This window comes from Idiomarina sp. Sol25 (genome assembly GCF_033052775.1).
Classification (GTDB): Bacteria; Pseudomonadota; Gammaproteobacteria; order Enterobacterales; family Alteromonadaceae; genus Idiomarina.
The window spans coordinates 258203-275203 of record NZ_JAUPEW010000003.1 but is presented as its reverse complement, the minus strand read 5'-3'; the positions used below and the strand labels follow the sequence as shown (position 1 = coordinate 275203).

Genomic DNA, 17001 nt, shown 5'->3' with positions numbered 1-17001 from the left:
CATGTTACTCGGGAAGTCAATATAACCATGCACAGCAGTACCGCCGAAAAAGTACAATTTGATCCGCTTAAGCAGCAGCTTGAATCTACCTTTGGCTATCACCAGTTTCGTGATGGCCAGCAGGATATTATGCAGGCCGCTATGCAGGGGCGTGATTCTTTGGTGCTGATGCCAACCGGCGGCGGTAAGTCGCTATGCTATCAGTTGCCGGCTATTTGCGGTGACGGCCTTACTCTGGTGATTTCGCCATTGCTGTCGTTAATGCAGGATCAGGTCGAGGCGCTTAAAGCTCTGGATATTTCAGCGGCAACCCTGCATTCGGGTGTGTCGTCGCAGGAATCAATGGCAACATTTCAAGGTTTGCAGAACGGTGACATTAAACTCTTGTATGTGAGTCCCGAGCGGGTTTTACAGCCGTCTTTTATTGAACGCCTGCAGTCATTAAAGCTCAATTTTATTGCGGTGGACGAGGCGCACTGTATTAGCCAGTGGGGGCACGACTTCCGGCCTGAATACGGCAAACTTGGAGTACTGCGTAATTACTTGCCCAATGTGTCTTTTATGGCGTTAACGGCAACCGCTGACTCTGCAACCCAGCACGATATTATTGAACGGCTGTGTCTGCGCGAACCCTTGGTGCACCGCAGCTCGTTCGACCGGCCCAATATTCGTTACGTAGTGCAGGAAAAGTACAAGCCACTGAAGCAGGTTCGTGACTACGTTAAAAAGCAAAAAGGCGCCGCCGGTATTATTTATTGCGGCAGTCGCAAAAAAACCGAAGAGTTGTCGGAAAGTCTGCAGCAAGCCGGAGTGCGTGCTGCACCCTACCACGCCGGTATTGAGCACCAGATAAAGGAAAGTACCCTGCGCCAGTTTCTGCGTGACGACATAGACGTTGTTGTTGCGACGGTGGCCTTTGGTATGGGTATTAATAAGCCCAACATTCGTTTTGTTATTCATTTTGATATTCCCCGTAGTGTTGAGTCTTACTATCAGGAAACCGGGCGTGCCGGGCGCGATGGCCTTCCAGCCGAGGCCGTCATGCTTTATGACCCACGTGATGCGCAGTGGATACGGCGAATGATAGAAGATCAGGAGAATGAGCAGCGGCGTCTGGTCGAGGCGCAAAAGTTTTCAGCTATGCAGGCCATGGCTGAAGCGCAAACTTGCCGACGACTGGTTGTGCTTAACTATTTTAATGAGTACTCCGATAAAGAATGTGGAAACTGCGATTTGTGTCTGGACCCGCCGCAGCGCTACGACGGTCTGGAGGACGCCCAAAAAGCATTGAGCTGTGTGTACCGCGTAGGTCAGCAGTTTGGTATCAACCATGTAGTGGAGGTTTTACGTGGCTCAAAAGCCCAGCGTGTTATTGAGCTGGGACACGATCAGCTTAGCACGTACGGCTTAGGCAAATCGGAAACCCAGGAGCACTGGTTTTCGGTATTACGACAGCTCATTCACCGGGGGCTTATTCTGCAGGACATTCGGCGTTTTGCGGCGTTGCAACTGACTGACGCCGCACGTCCTGTTTTAAAAGGCGAAGTGCCGCTGGAACTGGCTAAGCCGCGAATAGAATTAACCGCAACCAAAACCCGAATTACCGACCGGGGTGACTATAATAAAATTTTGTTCCGGCGTTTACGTAAGTTGCGTAAAGACATTGCTGACCGTGACCAGGTGCCACCCTTTGTCGTATTCAGCGACGCTGCACTGGTGGAAATGTGTGTGCACTACCCCACAACAGCCAAAGATATGTTAGAAATCAATGGTGTTGGAGAAGTTAAACTGGCACGTTATGGCAATGAGTTTATGCAGGCTGTGGAAGCGTTCTTGTCCGGTGCCAGCGAGCGACAATTATTTAATGGGTAAAGAATAATAATGGAAGACAACATCATTACGCTAAAAAGTACACCGCCGGAAGCTGACCATGAGCTTTGGGTAAACGAACTTTGTGAGCGCATTGGTGCTACGGTCCGTGAAAAAGAATGGGCAGCAGACCAGTTTTGCTGGCGTTTGAGTATTAACCAGCGGCACTGGCTGCTGTTTTATTCAGAAATTTGTGATGCCGTCTGGTTACAAGCTCTGGAAGAACCCGAAGCTACAGTAGAAGCACGCCTGGCGGAGTATGGTTATGTTTAACTATTGGTTTGCCGCACTACTGTTAGCGTTAACCCTGATACCATCGGCTTTTGCTCAGGACCCTCTGACCGTTTCTCCGCAAAGCTCGCGGTTAATGCTGAATGAACATCTCAACTACCGGGTGGTCAACGCCAATCTGCAAGTTGAGAGCATTGCTATTAATGAACCGCAGCGCTGGTTAAGCTCTGAGGAGCTTCAGGATCATAACTACGCCGGTGAACGACCGAATATCTGGGGTGTAGTTCCCCTGTTTAATCGCAGTAACGCGCCGCTTACTCTTCACCTGCATTTTAGCGATCCTTACCTGGAGCAAGTTGGGGTTTATTTACTGGATAAAAATGGGCAAATCGAGAACAGCAATATCAGCCGGTTTTCCACTCCGTTGTTGCAGCGCGAATACTTGTCGCATGAGCAAGTATTGCCCGTAACTTTACCGGCCAACAAAATTGTCTGGTTGGCGGTGTCGGTGCAGCAATGGCCTGAACAAATGCCGTCTATAGGTCTGTGGCAGCCAGGCGACTTGCAATTACGCCTTCAGCAGCAACAAACCGCTTTGGGCGTTAACGCCGGTATTCTTATTCTGTTAGCTTTAGCAGCGGCTGTTTCAGCGCGGTTGTTCGGTAGCCGCCTGTTAATTTCCTTTGGCGGCCTGACATTAACCTTTACTCTTTCGCTGCTGTCACACAGTGGCATCTGGATTACCTATTTTACGCCATACTCGCCGGACATTGCTGCGGAGCTGAAGGTGTATATCAGCCAGCTTCTGGTTCTGGCTCTTAGTTGGTTTATATGGGAGTGGTCGCGTTTTCGCTTCAAATTCTCCCGCTTCAACCGTATTGGTTATGCGGTAATGATGGTGTCAATTGCACTGACCATTTTGCTGCCGTGGCTGTCCGAGCCCTGGCGGTTGGCCTCTGTATCCTGGCAAATTAATGCGCTACTGCTCTGGGGAGGAGTCGTTATTGGTCGTAGCCTGCAGAAACAACCTGTGGCGGGTCATAAATGGCAAACGGTATTGATGGTTCTGACCATTATATCTGCCTGGCTGCTGGTTTCACCGCGCTATAACCCAATTTGGGAAGGGCTTTCCGGGTTATTGTTGTACAGCGGCCTGACGTTAGTCACAACCATGTTTTTGCTGGCGCTAGAGCGCTATCGATTTAGTCGCCTGGTACAGCGCATTAGCAATTTAAAACGTAACCGAAAAATTTTAAGGCGGCGTTTATGGCGTATTTTAAAACGAACCGGAGAAGGTTGGTTCAGAGTTAACCCTGACGGCAGTATTAAACAGGTTAACCGACAAATGATAAAAATTTTGTCAGCTCATTCTTTGAAGCAAATTCAGACGCATTGGCCAAAAGGTTTTAGCATTGAAGGGCAGCGCCAACTGGTTTCTATTGAGCGGCTTGATGGTCGTAAAGTATGGCTAGATATTGAGTTGTTTCCTGACAATACCGGGCGTATGGCTGATGTAACAAAACGCATGGAAGCGGAAGTTCATCTTAACTTTCTGGCACACCACGATGCCTTGACGGGTCTGTTAAATGTGCGCGAGTTTCGACGCCTGCTGCAATCTCGCCTGGATAGAAAAAAGACAACCAGCGTTACCATTATTCGTCTTAATGGTTTGCAGGTTATTGCGGATCAAGCCGGTGCTGACGGTCGCGATCAGGCCATACTGCAGCTGACATTATCGTTGCAGCAAAAAGCACCTAAAAGCGCACGTGTCGCACGCATAAGTGAAGCAGAAATTGCGTTGCTGACGAACGAAGATGAACAAGCGGCGTTTGCCCAGGCACATCGTTTACTGCAAGTTTGCAGAGAGTTTCGCTTTAGTAGTGAAAAACGTATTTTTCAGCTGACAGGCCACGCCGGTATTGCTTACAGTCTTGGTGAAAGCCTGGCCGCCAGCACGATCATGCGCCAGGCTCGGGAAGCCGTGCAACTGGCAATGCAGCAGGGTGACTATCGAGTTCATTCGCACAGCGAAGCCGATCAGAAACGCTTGATTGGGCAAGCTGAGGAAGAGTGGGAAGCGCGGCTGAAGAAGGCACTACGGGAAGAAAACTGGCAGTTGTTTGCGCAACCACTGGTCAGTGCCGCAAAAAGTGAAGATAAGCATTGCTTCGAGTTACTACTACGGCTGCCGGGTAACGAGAGTGACGAGGCTATTGCTCCGCAGCAGTTCTTACGGGCAGCTCTTAATGCCGGCGTTATGGGTAAGGCTGACCGCTGGCTGGTCAGGGAAGTTATTGAACATTTTAAAGAACAGCCCTTTGCCGCTAATCGCACCTGGCGCTGCCATATTAATTTGTCCGCGCAAAGCCTCGAAGATGTCGACTTTATTCGCTTTATAGAGCAAAGCCTGAAGCATTCTATATTGCAGCCGGAACAGTTGGTATTTGAGGTGGCAGAGCCTGACGCCGACAAGTACTTTGATGAAACTTACCGTCTGTTCAGAGAGCTTAAGGATTTAGGCATAGGTACTGCTTTAGATCAGTTTGGTACCGGCTTCAATTCGTTCCGGCTTATGAGGCAGTTACCGTTAACGCAAATTAAGGTTAATAGATTTTGGGTGCAGGACATGCTGGTAGATGCGGTTGATGCGGAACTGGTCGCCAGCTGTGTGCGCATTGCTAAGGTTCTTGATATTGAGGTATGTGCAGTAGGCGTGGAAAGTGACGAAGCGCGTATTAAGCTCACTCAGCTGGGCGTAGACTATATCCAGGGGTTCGTCTGTGGGCACCCAGTAGAGTGGCAACGTCAGGAAAAACAGGGCGGCTAATTGCCGCCCCTCATCCAGTGCTTAAGTTTAAGCAGCACTTTCCTTACTTTTGGAACGATTTTCCAGCAGGTCTTTAGTTGAGCTGCCAATGTTGATACGTTTCGGCTTCATGGCTTCAGGAATATTCTTCACCAAGCCGACCGTTAACAGACCGTTCTTTAAGGCTGCGCCGGTGACTTCAATGTGTTCAGCCAGGCTGAACTTACGCTCGAAGGCACGGTTTGCAATGCCGCGGTGCAGATACTCGCGTTTTTCGTTTTCTTCGGCTTTTTTGCCGGTCACACGAAGCACGCCGTTCTCTACTTCAATTTCCAGATCATCCTCTTCAAAACCTGCAACTGCCAGCGTAATGGCGTACTGGTTTTCTGCTACCAGTTCAATGTTGTAGGGAGGATATCCGGTTGCACCAGTATCTGAGCGTAGTGCCGAATCCAGCAAAGATGCCATACGGTCGAAACCTACACTGCTACGATATAGAGGGCTTAAGTCGATAGTTGCCATAGTCATTCTCCTTTGAAGCAATAACTTTAAAATGTTTAATTAAGTGACACACCATGTGTCGGTTAAGGCGGCTCTCTCAGAGACACCGGCCTTAACGTCTATATGTGTACTGCTCAATTTGGTTTCAAGAGTCGGGTTGCAAAATTTTTCATTGGACTCTGCTTCAAGGCACTCTATTATCGGAGCTAAGCAATACTTTATTTATTTGTGAAAAGGACTCTCAGGATGGCCGAAGAGCCAGAAAAAACGTGGCAATGGGTAACAGTTGATGACTATGAAAAACCGGCCGTACCCACTACCATAAAAATAAAAAAGTGGTGGGAAAAATTTGTTCGCTGGATAACACCAGAACAAGAACAGGAAGGTGAGGAAGAGCAATCGCAAGTACTGGAACTGAGTTTTGATACCGCTGCAGAGGCTCTGAATGATTGCTTTTCTGACTGGTTAAATGACAATGACGATAGCAGCTTACGCTGGATTATTGCGCCACCCCACTCTGGTGTTGAGGAAGCGGTGCAAAAGTGGTCTGAGAAGCATAGTCTGCGGGAAGTGAGCCTGCCCGACAGAGAGTCACTTTGCAACCCTGACGATTCTCCTATGCCGGAGTTTCAGCCTCAGTCCGATGATAATAAACCCTGGATAATGCCTCAGTTAGCACACAGTTTCCTGCGCCAGACGAACGGTTTGCGCTGGGTGCGGGAATTCTTCTCTCAGGTACTGTCCGGTGAAGCGGGTAAAGGCGTTATTGTTTGTGACAGCTGGGCCTGGGCTTTTCTGGAAAAAGTCTGGCCGGTGCCGGTAAATCAGTTATGGACATTGCAGGGGCTGGATCAAAATGCCCTTGAGCAGCTGGGACTGGCTCGCGGAGATGGTCGTTTACGGGCTTTAGCCGCATTAAGCCGGGGCAATGGCGGTGTCGCTGCGGCCTATTCCGACCGTTATCAACGTGGTAGTGAAAAGGCCTTTGAAACACCGGCGCTACCCTCAGAGATAAACGATGCAACGGCTTTTGTTTGTTATGCTCTGCTGCTTCACCGGGGCATGAATAAAACGCAGTTAGTGCAGGTATTGCCGATAGTTTCCGCTAGCCAGCTTGAAATTCAGTTACAGGTGCTCAAACAACGTGCCCTGATTGAGCTTGAGCAAGAGCTTTGGTACGTCACCCCGCGAGGCTACCCGGTTGTCCGGGAGTTACTTATGTCCCGTGGTTTTTGGTTAGACCGGTTCTAACGGTGCGAGCTTAGGAGGTAAGGAATGGAAACCGATTCATTAAAAGACGTTGCCGGGCTATTTAAGACACTGGACGGCTTTGCCATTTTTGAAATTGCTTTGATTTTTGCCGTGGCACTAGCTGCTGTATGGCTCACCCAACGAGTTTTGCCCTGGGTTGCAGCACATTTGCATGGCAAAAGGCGGTTATACATTTTGGCTATGGTGCCAATGGTCCGTATAGTGGTTCTGGTCATTGCACTGGTCATGATCATGCCCCGAGTTATAGAGCCGACTATACAAAATATGGTGGCGACACTAGGTGCCGCGGGTCTGGCAATAGGTTTTGCGTTAAAAGATTATGTCAGCAGCTTAATAGCCGGCGTGGTAGCTATTCATGAAATGCCCTACCGTCCGGGCGACTGGATAGAAGTGGATGGCAGCTATGGCGAAGTCACCCATATTGGCATGCGAACAGTTGAACTGGTTACTAATGATGACACCGTTATTTGGGTGCCACATTTGAAGCTCTGGGATAACTTAATTCATAATGCCAATAATGGCGGGCCCAGCTTAATGTGTATTGCTGAGTTTTATACGCAGCCGGAAGCCGACGCCTATCAAATTCGTGACGCGCTGGAAGAAGTGGCACTGACCAGCCCTTATCTGCAACTCGGTAAGCCAATAGCGGTTACCGCCGCAGAACAACCCTGGGGCACAAAGTATCGCTTAAAAGCCTACCCAATTGACCCCAGGCAACAGTTTCAGTTTATTACCGACATGACCGCCCGGGGCAAAAAACGGTTAATGGAACTGGACGTACGCTTCGCCAAGGTTGAATCGGACGAAGCGTACGAACTAGCTCATTAAGCTTCTTCCGCTAAAAAGCCACCGGACTGGTGGCGCCATAATTTGGCGTAGAGTCCATCCTGAGCAAGCAGCTGTTCGTGGCTGCCCTGCTCTATAATCTGCCCCTGATCCATTACCACTAGTTTGTCCATAGCAGCAATAGTGGATAAGCGGTGGGCAATAGCGATAACTGTTTTACCCTGCATGAGTTTATACAGGTTTTCCTGAATGGCGTTTTCTACTTCGGAATCCAGCGCTGACGTTGCTTCGTCCAGAATCAGAATGGGCGCATCTTTTAACATGACACGGGCAATAGCAATTCGCTGGCGCTGACCACCTGAAAGCTTCACGCCGCGTTCGCCGACATGGGCATCCAGACCGGTACGACCTTTGCTGTCACTTAAGTCCGCAATGAACTCCTCGCAATGCGCCTGCCGTATTGCCTTCATTAAGTCCTCTTCACTGGCGTCGGGGCGTCCGTACAAAATATTGTCGCGTACTGAGCGGTGCAGCAAAGAAGTGTCCTGAGTCACCATGCCAATGCTGGCGCGCAAACTGTCCTGCTGCACTTTATGAATGGGTTTATCATCAATACGAACTTCGCCGCCCTCAACGTCGTAGAAGCGTAATAACAAATTCACCAGCGTGGACTTTCCCGCCCCGGAGCGTCCGACAATACCGACTTTTTCGCCCGGTTTAATGTGCAAATTAAAGTCATCCATAACGCCATGACCTTTGCCATAATGGAAGCGAACGTGGTCAAAATTAATGTCGCCGGAAGTCACGTTTAAAGCGGGCGCATTGGGTTCATCGACAATGCGCTGTGGTACAGCAATTGAGCCAATACCGTCCTGAACGGTACCAATGCTTTCAAACAGCGTCGACATTTGCCACATAACCATTTGCGACATACCAAATAAGCGCAGAACCAGACCGATAACCACTGCAACAGCACCTAAGGTCACAGCATTATCCATCCACAACACAATGGCGGTAGCGGCAGAGCTGAACAACAATGCGCAGTTTATAAAGTAGAGAAAACCGTAAAGCTGCGTAACCAGGCGCATTTGCTTATGCACTGTTCCCAGAAAAGTGTCCATGCCCTCGTGCGCAAACTCGGCCTCGCGCAGCGAGTGTGAGAACAACTTAACGGTTTGAATGTTGGTATAGGAGTCGACAATGCGCCCGGTCATATTAGAGCGGGCGTCAGCCTGTTCGGCTGATATTTTACCCAGTTTAGGCACAAAGTAGCGTAACAACAGAGCGTACAGAATGAGCCAGCAAGCCAGTGGCAGCATCATACGCCAGTCGGCACTACCAATAATGACAAACATACCAAGGAAGTAGACAGCGACGTAGTTCACAACCTCAATAAAGGTCATGATGCACTGCCGCAGTGCGAGTGAAGTCTGCATTAATTTGGTGGCGACCCGGCCGGCAAACTCGTCCTGATAGTAACTCATGGACTGCTTCATCAAATAACGGTGACCCAGCCAACGAATGCGCATGGGGAAGTTACCCAGCAATGTCTGGTGAGTCAGCAGGGAGTGAAACCAGACCAGCAAGGGCAAACCGACTAACACCAGAATGCTCATTCCAAACAATGGCCAAAACTGATCGTTTAATAAGGTTTCTTTGTCCTGCGCTGCCAGCCAGTCAACAATTTGCCCTAAAAAGCCAAATAACCAGACTTCGGCAATGGCAATAGCGGCCATAAGTAGCGCGGTTAGTGCAATAAAAGGGGTCGCCCCTTTAGTGAAATGCCAGCAGAATGCAAAAAATCCGGTAGGAGCCTGAGTGGGTTCCTCCGTAGGAAAAGGGTTTAATCGGCGCTCAAACCAGGAAAACATTGCTTTTCACTCCTTGAGATACATCAAGCTAAAGGGTATCAGGTTCACCGCCGTTCATCTTGTAAAAAACCGACATATGGACAATAATGATAACTATTAACAACAAATGAGGTTTTTATGAAGCTTTTTTCCATGATGGCCGCAGGCGCCGCACTACTTTTTAACGTAGCGGCAATGGCCGACGACGATGATCAGCAATACCAACATTTTAAACCAGAGCCAGCCGAGAATCTGGAGCAGGCTATTATGAACCTGAACGAGTATAACGCGAAGCTAGAGGAAATCGTGAATGGCGATTTAACCTCTCAGGACATGGCCAAAGTTCATGAACTGACGTACACACTGGAAGTGGCGCTAGCGCGTTTAAGTAAAGAGCTGAATGTTGCAGCAAACTCGCTGGAAGAAGTTCATCTGGGCTCTGAGCAAATGAATAAACAGCGCGTTAAAGGCTTTGGTAAGAGCTACTTAGACACGCTGAACCATATCTTGGGTGGGCATCGCAAACACCATGAAGGGGACCGCAAACACCACATGGGCGACCACAAAAAACACCATTAAACCTAGAATGTTTTCAAAAACGCCTTAAAGTGTCGCAGCCAAAAGCTTTGTGGTTGCGACATGGCGTTTCTGCCAATTGAAATCTCGCAAATGGCTTCATCGCTTATTTCAGCTCTTGGCAGGGGTAATAATACGACTCCGGTATTGCTGGCGTAATCCGTTATTTTTTCACTGAGCTCATTGGCTTTTAAAGCAAAATGCAGATGAAACATGGCTACTTGCGGCATTTCTGGGTTAACCCGTACGCCATCTAGCGTGTTCAGCGCCTCTCCAAGTGCGCGGGCGTAATTTACGGCTTCCGGCATAATTGGCAGGTTTTCTTTTAGGCCGTAGCGGGCAGACAGCACCTGGGGGTATTGAGTAATAATATTGCCGCCAGCACGGCGAGCCCATATTTTCGCTTGCTCAATAAAGCTCTCTGAGCCTGCCAGAATGGCTCCTGAAATGCCGCCTAAATCTTTATAAAAGCTGACATAAACCGAGTCAAATAACTCACAGACCTCAGGTAGTGAACAGTCATAAGCTCTCGGCACCTGCCATAGGCGCGCCCCGTCCAGATGCATCGCAATATTGTGTTGTCTGGCCCACTCTGACTGCATGACTAAGTCGTCCCAATTGGGCAGTTGTCCGCCAATTTCGCGCATGGGCAATTCCAGTAGTACGCTCGCTAAATCATCCGTTTGCACCGACTTGAGGTCGTTAAGCGTTATGGGGTTATCGGCAAAACCCGTGGTAGTGCCGTTGAGCTTCCATAAAGCTTCAAAGCCCATTTTTTCGTGCAGCATTAAATGCGAGGTTGGGTGCAATGCCACGCCGTTGCGCTGGCGCTCATCGGCATGCACGCGCAAGGCCAAAGGCTGTGCCAGAGTACCGGTTGGCAGAAACAACGCTGCGGGTTTGCCTAATAACTCCGCCACTTCGTCTTCAAAGTCATTAATAAGCGAGCCGCTGCCATAAACGTCTTTTTTCTCATTCGGTTGCAGTTGTTCCGCAAGCAGCCTCAGTTCGTCGGCCATTGAGTTCTGCGGTTGCCGCAAAAGCGACGCGCTGGCCTGTTCAACGGCGTGTTGGTATGCCTGTTTGGTTTTTTCACTAATTGAAACTGACATGCTGCACCTATTTTGAATGGACTTTACCGCCAATAATTTTGTAAGCAGGGGTGCCGCGTATCATGGTTTCGCGCGCAAACTCCTGCCCACATCCCGGGCAGTGACATGGTGTGGTCGTGTGGTCTTCAACAATCCGCTCAATAAAGCATTTTACCAAAGCGCCTTTGCCACCTTTGCGATATTTAAATATGGGTGTTTTGCACTGCAGACAAGAAATCTGCACGGTGCGAACCGGCCCTTTCTTGTTCGGTTTCGCCATAAACTCTTCGGTTATAATTTAAGCATTTCCATTAGTGTAACAAGCACGCTATAGTTTTTCTTGCTGTATCAAAAGAAGAATAAAGGACACTGCTATGCGTTATTCCATTGTCGCCCTGGCTGTTTTGGGCTTATTAACGGCTTGTGGGCAACCGCAAGAGAACAATTCTGGCCAAAATTCTCAAACGGCTGCTGAGCAACCTAAACAGACTGAGCAAAGCTCGCAATCTGAAACCGAACGTCTGAATCAGTGGTTTGAGGAAAAGTACGAAGAACAACTTCAGCAAAGCCCCATTCAAATGACTTTCCTGGGCCGTAAAGATCGCTACGGCGACATTGATGATATGACCATAGCCGCAGAGAAAAAGCAGTTAGATTGGCTGGAAGCAACCGTTGAAGAGCTGAAAGCGAACTTTGACTACAACAAGCTAAACCTTGAAGCTCAGACGTCTTACGACGTTTGGGTTTATCAATACGAACAAGCCAAGCGTAATGCTGAATTCCGCGGCATGGACTACGTCTTTGACCAAATGCGTGGTGCGCACACCTTCCTGCCGCAGTTTTTAATTAACTTTCACCGGGTTGATGATGCCGAAGACATGGAAGCTTATATTTCCCGTCTGGAAGGCGGGGCAACGGCTATTGAGCAATTATTGCAGCGTGCTGAACAGCAAGTAGAGAATGGTGTTCGAGCGCCGCGTTTTGCGTACGAGCAAATTATTAAAGAAGCCAAAGGGCTGATCTCCGGCGCGCCGTTTGACGAAGAAGGCAACTCAAGTTTACTCGAAGATGCTAAGAACAAACTTAGCTTTCTTCAGGAAAGTGATGCGATCTCCGCTGAGCAGGCCGACAAATACGAAAAAGAAGTGCGTAAAGTGCTACTAGAACGTTTCCAGCCAAGTTACGAAGCGCTTATTAGCTTTTTGGAAAGTGACATTGAAAACACCGACGAAATCGCAACCGGCGTGCATCGTCTGGAAAACGGCGAAGCTTACTATAATGCCCGTTTAGCCAACTATACGACCACCGACTTAACGGCCGATGAAATTCATGAGATTGGCCTGAGTGAAGTCGAGCGTCTGACTAATGAAATGATAGCTATTAAAGAGAAAGTCGAATTTGACGGCGGTTTGCAGGACTTTTTCGATTATATACGTACTGATGAGCGCTTCTTCTACCCGAACAACGACGAAGGCGCAGAGATGTATCTGGAAGATTCGCGTGAATATCTGGCTTACATTAATGAGAAGCTGCCGGAATATTTCGGTATTTTGCCGCAAGCCGATTTGGTAGTAAAACGCGTTGAACCCTTCCGCGAACAAGACGGCGCCGCCCAGCACTATTACCTCGGTTCGCCTGATGGTGATCGTCCGGGTATTTACTATGCGCATTTGTCCGATATGAGCTCGATGCCGAAAAATGAGATGGAAGCTATTGCTTATCATGAAGGTAATCCGGGTCACCACATGCAAATTTCCATTGCGCAGGAACTGGAGTCCGTACCGGAGTTTCGTACTCAGGCTGGCTTTACGGTTTATAGCGAAGGCTGGGGTTTATATTCAGAGCAGTTAGCCAAGGAAATGGGTGCCTATGAAGACCCTTACTCTGACTTTGGCCGCTTAACCACGGAAATTTGGCGTGCCGTGCGCTTAGTTGTGGATACCGGCATGCATGCTAAAGGCTGGACTGAAGAAGAAGCGGTTAAGTACTTCCAGGAGCACACCCCAATTGCTGAAGGGGCTGTGCGTTCAGAAGTTCGTCGTTATCTGGTTATGCCGGGTCAGGCAACCGCTTATAAAATTGGCATGATCCGCATTCTGGAACTGCGCGAAGAAGCCAAAGAAGCTCTGGGTGACAAGTTCGATATCCGTGGTTTCCATGACACCGTTCTTGGTGGTGGCGCACTGCCATTGCACATTCTGGAGCGTCGTGTTGAGCAATGGGTAGAAGAACAGGAAAAAGCCTAACTAAGGAGAGTTATCGTGAAATGGCTAGTATTAGTACTAACTGCTGCTTTATTTCTCCCTGGCGCTTATGCCGGGGAGTCAACTAAGCAAATTATTCAAAATCATCTGTCCGAACAGCGGTTGGACGACGCTGAAGATACCGTGGAAGACTGGGTTAAAAATGAGCCCGAGAATGCTGAAGCCTGGCATATACGAGGTGTTGTTATGGCCCAGCAGGCGCAGGACTCTTTTTTCAGTGCGCTCAGTTATGCCGGAAAGTCTGTCGACTCTTTCGAAAAAGCCGTAGAGCTTGAGCCTGGTTCGCTGGAATATCGCACGGCGTTACTGCAGTTTTATATGATGGCACCTTCAATAGCCGGTGGTGATGACGAAAAAGCATTAGCGCAAATTGAGGCGATGAGAGAAATCGATGCGGTGGAAGGGGCATTTGCCCGAGTTAAGTACCTGCAACATCATGAAAAAGGCGAGCAGGCGCGGACGCTAGTGAATGAAATTTTAGCTGAGCATCCGAATAACGCCGACGTTCTGGTTTATCTTGGCTTTCAGGAACAAAAAGACGGGAACTATGAAAAAGCGTTCTCTTTTTTTGAACAAGCGGCTGAGGGTGAATCGCGAAAAGGTGAAGCTCCTGTAATGGCTTTATACCAATTCGGTAAAACCTCTGTTTTGGCGGAAGAACACCTGGATAAAGGTATTGAGGCACTGCAACAATATTTGGACGCTGAATTACCGGACAGCGCGCCAAAAGCCCACTGGGCAAACTTTCGGTTAGCTCAACTTCTTGCCCTGAAAGGCAATGACGAGCAGTCTCAGCAGGTTATTGCCAACCTGAAAAAGGTTGACGATAAAGAGCTTCAGAAACAGCTGTCCGGCTGGAACTAAGTGTCTAAGTAACCCCGGTTGCGACCATCAGACTTAGCGCGATACAGCGCTGAGTCTGCTTTAGATATCATGCAGGCAATTAAGTCCTCGGTGCTTTCATCGGCCCCGGGCTTAAGAATGTAGCCCCCAATGCTTATGGTTAGATAATCTTCAACTTCCGAGGGCTTATGTTTTATCTTCAACTTCCGTACAGCTTCTAACAGCTGGTTCATACTTTCTTTCGTTTTTTCTTCATCGGTAGCCGAAATAACCGCAACGAACTCCTCGCCACCATAACGTGCCAGAAAATCGGTATTCCGCTGTAACTGATCAAACATGGCGTCAGCAACAGACTTCAGAGCTTGGTCACCCTGCAAATGCCCATAGTGGTCGTTATATGGTTTGAACTGGTCAATATCAATAATAAGCAAAGCTAATGGTGTTTTATGACGCGAGGCTCGCTGTATTTCGTTAGTAATACGCTCATCGAAAGCGCGGCGGTTAGCTATGCCGGTTAAGCCGTCTTGCGCAACTTGTGCCTGCAAAAGTCGGTTGGCCTTTTCTAGTTGGCGTTGGGTATGAATGAGTTCAGCGTAGGTGCGTTGCCGCTCAAGGGTATTTGCTATCATGTCCGCGACCAGACCAAGGCGTCGTATGTCAACAGCCTCCCAGTGACGTTTATGCCGCACCATGTCACAACCGACAAACCCTAGCAGATTCTGATTAGCTACCAAACCAACACAGATGACGGATTGAATTTTTTCGCGGTCAAATTCGGCTTTTTCAGCGGCTGCTTCCGCGGGTAACTGTTCAACATCGTTAGCAATAAATTTGTGGCGTGCTTTAATTTCTTTAAAAAACCAGGGTAAGTCTTGTAAAGCTACAGACTGTAACTCGGTGATATGTGCTTTATTGCCGTCCCTGATCCATTCGTGAGTGTTGGTCATATTCTCGATATGGTCATCAAACTCAAATACGTAACAGCGATCCGCTTCGGTATAGTTACCTATGGCAGCAATAACTTCTTCTATGCAGTCGTAAGTTTCGGCAGGCTCACTGTTAATAAGACGGGTCGACAGTTCAGAGATAAGCTGATCAAAAGATATTTGCTCAGATTTTAAATCCATAGCTCACCCCTGTGCTGTTTTAACTTTTAAGTAACCATTAACGAGTTTAGTTTACATTGTTATTATTATGTTAACTCAATAAGGGTTTAAACAAAATAAAATTGCAATATATCCTCTACGACAGGAAGCACAGAAAAGACCAGTAGTAAGGCCATGGAAATATTAAAAATTCTTTGTGCGGTGTGGTTGGTCAGCAATTGACGCAGTCCGGCGCCTGCAATGAGCCAAATTCCTACACAAGGGAAGGCTACAGTTAAAAAGGCGGCTGTTATCTCTATTACCTCGGACCAAAGCGTTCCAGCTACGGTAGTAAACGCCGCAACTGCACCAGTCGCCATAACCCAAGCTTTACCGTTAACCCATTGAAACAACACAGCCTGCCAGAAAGTGAGGGGTTTGCGGTCGCCTTTTTCAATTGTTTTTGGTGTTTGTGAGCCAATAACCCAGGCCAGCCATAGCAAATAAAGTGTACCGGCAACTTTTATCAGTTGGTGTAGCAGTGGAAACTGTTCTAATACTGAACCGAAGCCCATACCAACCACCAGCACCATCGCCGGAAAACCAAAACAAATGCCCAGGAAGTGCGGCAGGCTGGCTTTAACTCCGTAGTTTACCCCCGACGACATGATCATAATGTTATTAGGACCCGGCGTTATGGTGGTTGAGAAAGCAAAGAAAAATACCGCGATAAAGATTTCCATTAGCAGGCCCTGTTGACTTCTTAGCGGATATGAAGCGACGTTAAAGTTAATTGCTAATAATAAAAATTTAACAATTTCAAGCTACATTAATAATATAAAGGTTACAAAGTGAACTAATGTTCTGTAGCCTGTGTCGAAAATATCACATTCTTTTTAAAAAACGAAAATGGGGCAATAACTTAATGGCGACACAAAATTGGCTACAGCAGAGTAAAGAATTCATTTTACGATTTGCAGTTTCCAGCCCTTTTCCTGCCAGTTGGTTTTACGATGTTCCCCAATCTACAGAAATTGATGATATAACCAGTCCTCCAGAGCATATCGAAATAGTCAGTCATTGCTGGAATTATTCGCATTTATTCGTGTACCAGTTGAAGTCGTTGGTTGAGAACGCACCGAAAGATTTGAAAGTGACTCTTACCGGTTTTTACTGTCCGGAAGACAAAGACACCGTTGCTTTAATTGAAGAATATGCCAGTAAGAAAATTGATAATATCGAGTGGAACTTCGTTGCGCTTAACAAGAACGATTTAATGCGACGCGCTATTGGCCGTAATAAAGCCGCGAAAGAAACCAAAGCCGACTGGATTTGGTTTACCGACTGCGATTTGATGTTTGGAGAGAATACTTTTCCCAGTCTGAAAAAAGCTCTAAGCAAAGAGTCTTGTATTTTGGTGTTCCCTGAAAAAGTGGCGCGTACGGCTTTGTTAAGCAAAGAGCACGACGTTCTGTGTAACGGCAAAGAAATTTCGGCAGATGAATGCCTGGAAAAAGCGGGTTATAACCACCACACCTTCAGTAAAGCAACGGGCCCCGTACAAATTACTCACGGTGATACCGCCCGCCGTTATGGTTATTGTGAACAGACAAGTTGTTATCAGGAGCCGAAAGACCATTGGGCTAAAGCCTACGAAGACAGAGCGTTTCGCTGGTTACTGGGCACGCACGGAAAGCCGCTGGATATAGAAGACGTATCCATTATCCGCCATGTAGAAAAAGGCCGTTACAAAAAAGACTCGGCCTTTTCCGAAATGCGCAAGGCCAACCGTCAGGCCAAAGACAAGTTACTGACCAAATAAGCGCA

At 48.1% G+C, this 17001-nt stretch carries 15 protein-coding genes; 9 read left to right on the top strand and 6 right to left on the bottom strand.

Annotated elements, in window-relative coordinates:
- Positions 1 to 27 precede the first annotated feature (27 nt).
- From recQ to Q5L94_RS07200, 3 genes are read left to right on the top strand one after another with little or no spacing between them, the layout of a single operon-like run.
- Positions 28 to 1872, top strand: coding sequence for a DNA helicase RecQ (gene recQ / locus Q5L94_RS07210; protein WP_317497769.1), 1845 nt, complete (start codon positions 28 to 30; stop codon positions 1870 to 1872).
- A gap of 9 nt (positions 1873 to 1881) precedes the next feature.
- The gene (locus Q5L94_RS07205) at positions 1882 to 2142 is read left to right on the top strand and encodes a DUF3630 family protein (protein ID WP_110013532.1); all 261 of its coding nucleotides are present in this window, start codon (positions 1882 to 1884) and stop codon (positions 2140 to 2142) included.
- Positions 2135 to 4927, top strand: coding sequence for an EAL domain-containing protein (locus Q5L94_RS07200; RefSeq protein ID WP_317497768.1), 2793 nt, complete (start codon positions 2135 to 2137; stop codon positions 4925 to 4927). Before Q5L94_RS07205 ends, Q5L94_RS07200 begins: the two co-directional genes overlap by 8 nt.
- Before the next feature lie 27 nt (positions 4928 to 4954).
- On the opposite strand, the gene Q5L94_RS07195 is transcribed toward Q5L94_RS07200, so the two are convergent.
- On the bottom strand, positions 4955 to 5428 hold the full coding sequence (locus Q5L94_RS07195) for an Hsp20 family protein (protein ID WP_317497767.1): 474 nt from the start codon (positions 5426 to 5428) through the stop codon (positions 4955 to 4957).
- A gap of 225 nt (positions 5429 to 5653) precedes the next feature.
- Between Q5L94_RS07195 and Q5L94_RS07190 the strand changes: the two genes are divergently transcribed.
- On the top strand, positions 5654 to 6658 hold the full coding sequence (locus Q5L94_RS07190; protein ID WP_317497766.1) for a hypothetical protein: 1005 nt from the start codon (positions 5654 to 5656) through the stop codon (positions 6656 to 6658).
- Between the two features lie 24 nt (positions 6659 to 6682).
- Positions 6683 to 7507 carry a mechanosensitive ion channel family protein gene (locus Q5L94_RS07185; RefSeq protein WP_317497765.1) on the top strand — a complete coding sequence of 275 codons (825 nt, stop codon included), beginning with the start codon at positions 6683 to 6685 and terminating at the stop codon, positions 7505 to 7507.
- On the opposite strand, the gene Q5L94_RS07180 is transcribed toward Q5L94_RS07185, so the two are convergent.
- Positions 7504 to 9336 carry an ABC transporter ATP-binding protein gene (locus Q5L94_RS07180; protein ID WP_317497764.1) on the bottom strand — a complete coding sequence of 611 codons (1833 nt, stop codon included), beginning with the start codon at positions 9334 to 9336 and terminating at the stop codon, positions 7504 to 7506. The genes Q5L94_RS07185 and Q5L94_RS07180 overlap by 4 nt on opposite strands.
- Positions 9337 to 9453: 117 nt before the next feature.
- On the opposite strand from Q5L94_RS07180, the gene Q5L94_RS07175 reads away from it, so the two are divergent.
- Positions 9454 to 9894, top strand: a complete 441-nt coding sequence (locus Q5L94_RS07175; RefSeq protein ID WP_317497763.1) for a DUF6746 family protein — start codon at positions 9454 to 9456, stop codon at positions 9892 to 9894.
- Positions 9895 to 9896: 2 nt separating this feature from the next.
- Here the strand turns inward: Q5L94_RS07175 and Q5L94_RS07170 are convergent, their stop codons facing one another.
- Together Q5L94_RS07170 and Q5L94_RS07165 are read right to left on the bottom strand one after the other, a co-directional pair.
- Positions 9897 to 11003, bottom strand: a complete 1107-nt coding sequence (locus tag Q5L94_RS07170; protein WP_317497762.1) for a threonine aldolase family protein — start codon at positions 11001 to 11003, stop codon at positions 9897 to 9899.
- A 7-nt stretch (positions 11004 to 11010) separates the two neighbouring features.
- The gene (locus Q5L94_RS07165) at positions 11011 to 11262 is read right to left on the bottom strand and encodes a hypothetical protein (RefSeq protein ID WP_011235762.1); all 252 of its coding nucleotides are present in this window, start codon (positions 11260 to 11262) and stop codon (positions 11011 to 11013) included.
- A 94-nt stretch (positions 11263 to 11356) separates the two neighbouring features.
- Here Q5L94_RS07165 and Q5L94_RS07160 point away from each other — a divergent pair, with 94 nt between their 5' ends.
- Positions 11357 to 13228 (top strand): DUF885 domain-containing protein, encoded by a 1872-nt coding sequence (locus Q5L94_RS07160; protein WP_317497761.1) that lies wholly within the window; start codon positions 11357 to 11359, stop codon positions 13226 to 13228.
- Between the two features lie 15 nt (positions 13229 to 13243).
- Positions 13244 to 14110: a hypothetical protein gene (locus Q5L94_RS07155; RefSeq protein WP_317497760.1), complete on the top strand. Its 867-nt coding sequence runs from the start codon at positions 13244 to 13246 to the stop codon at positions 14108 to 14110.
- On the opposite strand, the gene Q5L94_RS07150 is transcribed toward Q5L94_RS07155, so the two are convergent.
- The gene (locus tag Q5L94_RS07150; RefSeq protein WP_317497759.1) at positions 14107 to 15216 is read right to left on the bottom strand and encodes a sensor domain-containing diguanylate cyclase; all 1110 of its coding nucleotides are present in this window, start codon (positions 15214 to 15216) and stop codon (positions 14107 to 14109) included. The two genes, Q5L94_RS07155 and Q5L94_RS07150, sit on opposite strands and share 4 nt — an antisense overlap.
- Before the next feature lie 86 nt (positions 15217 to 15302).
- Positions 15303 to 15917: a LysE family translocator gene (locus Q5L94_RS07145; RefSeq protein ID WP_317497758.1), complete on the bottom strand. Its 615-nt coding sequence runs from the start codon at positions 15915 to 15917 to the stop codon at positions 15303 to 15305.
- A gap of 182 nt (positions 15918 to 16099) precedes the next feature.
- Between Q5L94_RS07145 and Q5L94_RS07140 the strand changes: the two genes are divergently transcribed.
- Positions 16100 to 16996 carry a glycosyltransferase gene (locus tag Q5L94_RS07140; protein WP_317497757.1) on the top strand — a complete coding sequence of 299 codons (897 nt, stop codon included), beginning with the start codon at positions 16100 to 16102 and terminating at the stop codon, positions 16994 to 16996.
- Positions 16997 to 17001: the final 5 nt, after the last annotated feature.

Excerpts from the sequence above, each read along its gene's own strand:
- recQ (WP_317497769.1), top strand. The coding sequence starts at position 28 with ATGCACAGCAGTACCGCCGAAAAAGTACAATTTGATCCGCTTAAGCAG.
- Q5L94_RS07205 (WP_110013532.1), top strand. The coding sequence starts at position 1,882 with ATGGAAGACAACATCATTACGCTAAAAAGTACACCGCCGGAAGCTGAC.
- Q5L94_RS07200 (WP_317497768.1), top strand. The coding sequence starts at position 2,135 with ATGTTTAACTATTGGTTTGCCGCACTACTGTTAGCGTTAACCCTGATA.
- Q5L94_RS07195 (WP_317497767.1), bottom strand. The coding sequence starts at position 5,428 with ATGGCAACTATCGACTTAAGCCCTCTATATCGTAGCAGTGTAGGTTTC.
- Q5L94_RS07190 (WP_317497766.1), top strand. The coding sequence starts at position 5,654 with ATGGCCGAAGAGCCAGAAAAAACGTGGCAATGGGTAACAGTTGATGAC.
- Q5L94_RS07185 (WP_317497765.1), top strand. The coding sequence starts at position 6,683 with ATGGAAACCGATTCATTAAAAGACGTTGCCGGGCTATTTAAGACACTG.
- Q5L94_RS07180 (WP_317497764.1), bottom strand. The coding sequence starts at position 9,336 with ATGTTTTCCTGGTTTGAGCGCCGATTAAACCCTTTTCCTACGGAGGAA.
- Q5L94_RS07175 (WP_317497763.1), top strand. The coding sequence starts at position 9,454 with ATGAAGCTTTTTTCCATGATGGCCGCAGGCGCCGCACTACTTTTTAAC.
- Q5L94_RS07170 (WP_317497762.1), bottom strand. The coding sequence starts at position 11,003 with ATGTCAGTTTCAATTAGTGAAAAAACCAAACAGGCATACCAACACGCC.
- Q5L94_RS07165 (WP_011235762.1), bottom strand. The coding sequence starts at position 11,262 with ATGGCGAAACCGAACAAGAAAGGGCCGGTTCGCACCGTGCAGATTTCT.
- Q5L94_RS07160 (WP_317497761.1), top strand. The coding sequence starts at position 11,357 with ATGCGTTATTCCATTGTCGCCCTGGCTGTTTTGGGCTTATTAACGGCT.
- Q5L94_RS07150 (WP_317497759.1), bottom strand. The coding sequence starts at position 15,216 with ATGGATTTAAAATCTGAGCAAATATCTTTTGATCAGCTTATCTCTGAA.
- Q5L94_RS07145 (WP_317497758.1), bottom strand. The coding sequence starts at position 15,917 with ATGGAAATCTTTATCGCGGTATTTTTCTTTGCTTTCTCAACCACCATA.
- Q5L94_RS07140 (WP_317497757.1), top strand. The coding sequence starts at position 16,100 with ATGGCGACACAAAATTGGCTACAGCAGAGTAAAGAATTCATTTTACGA.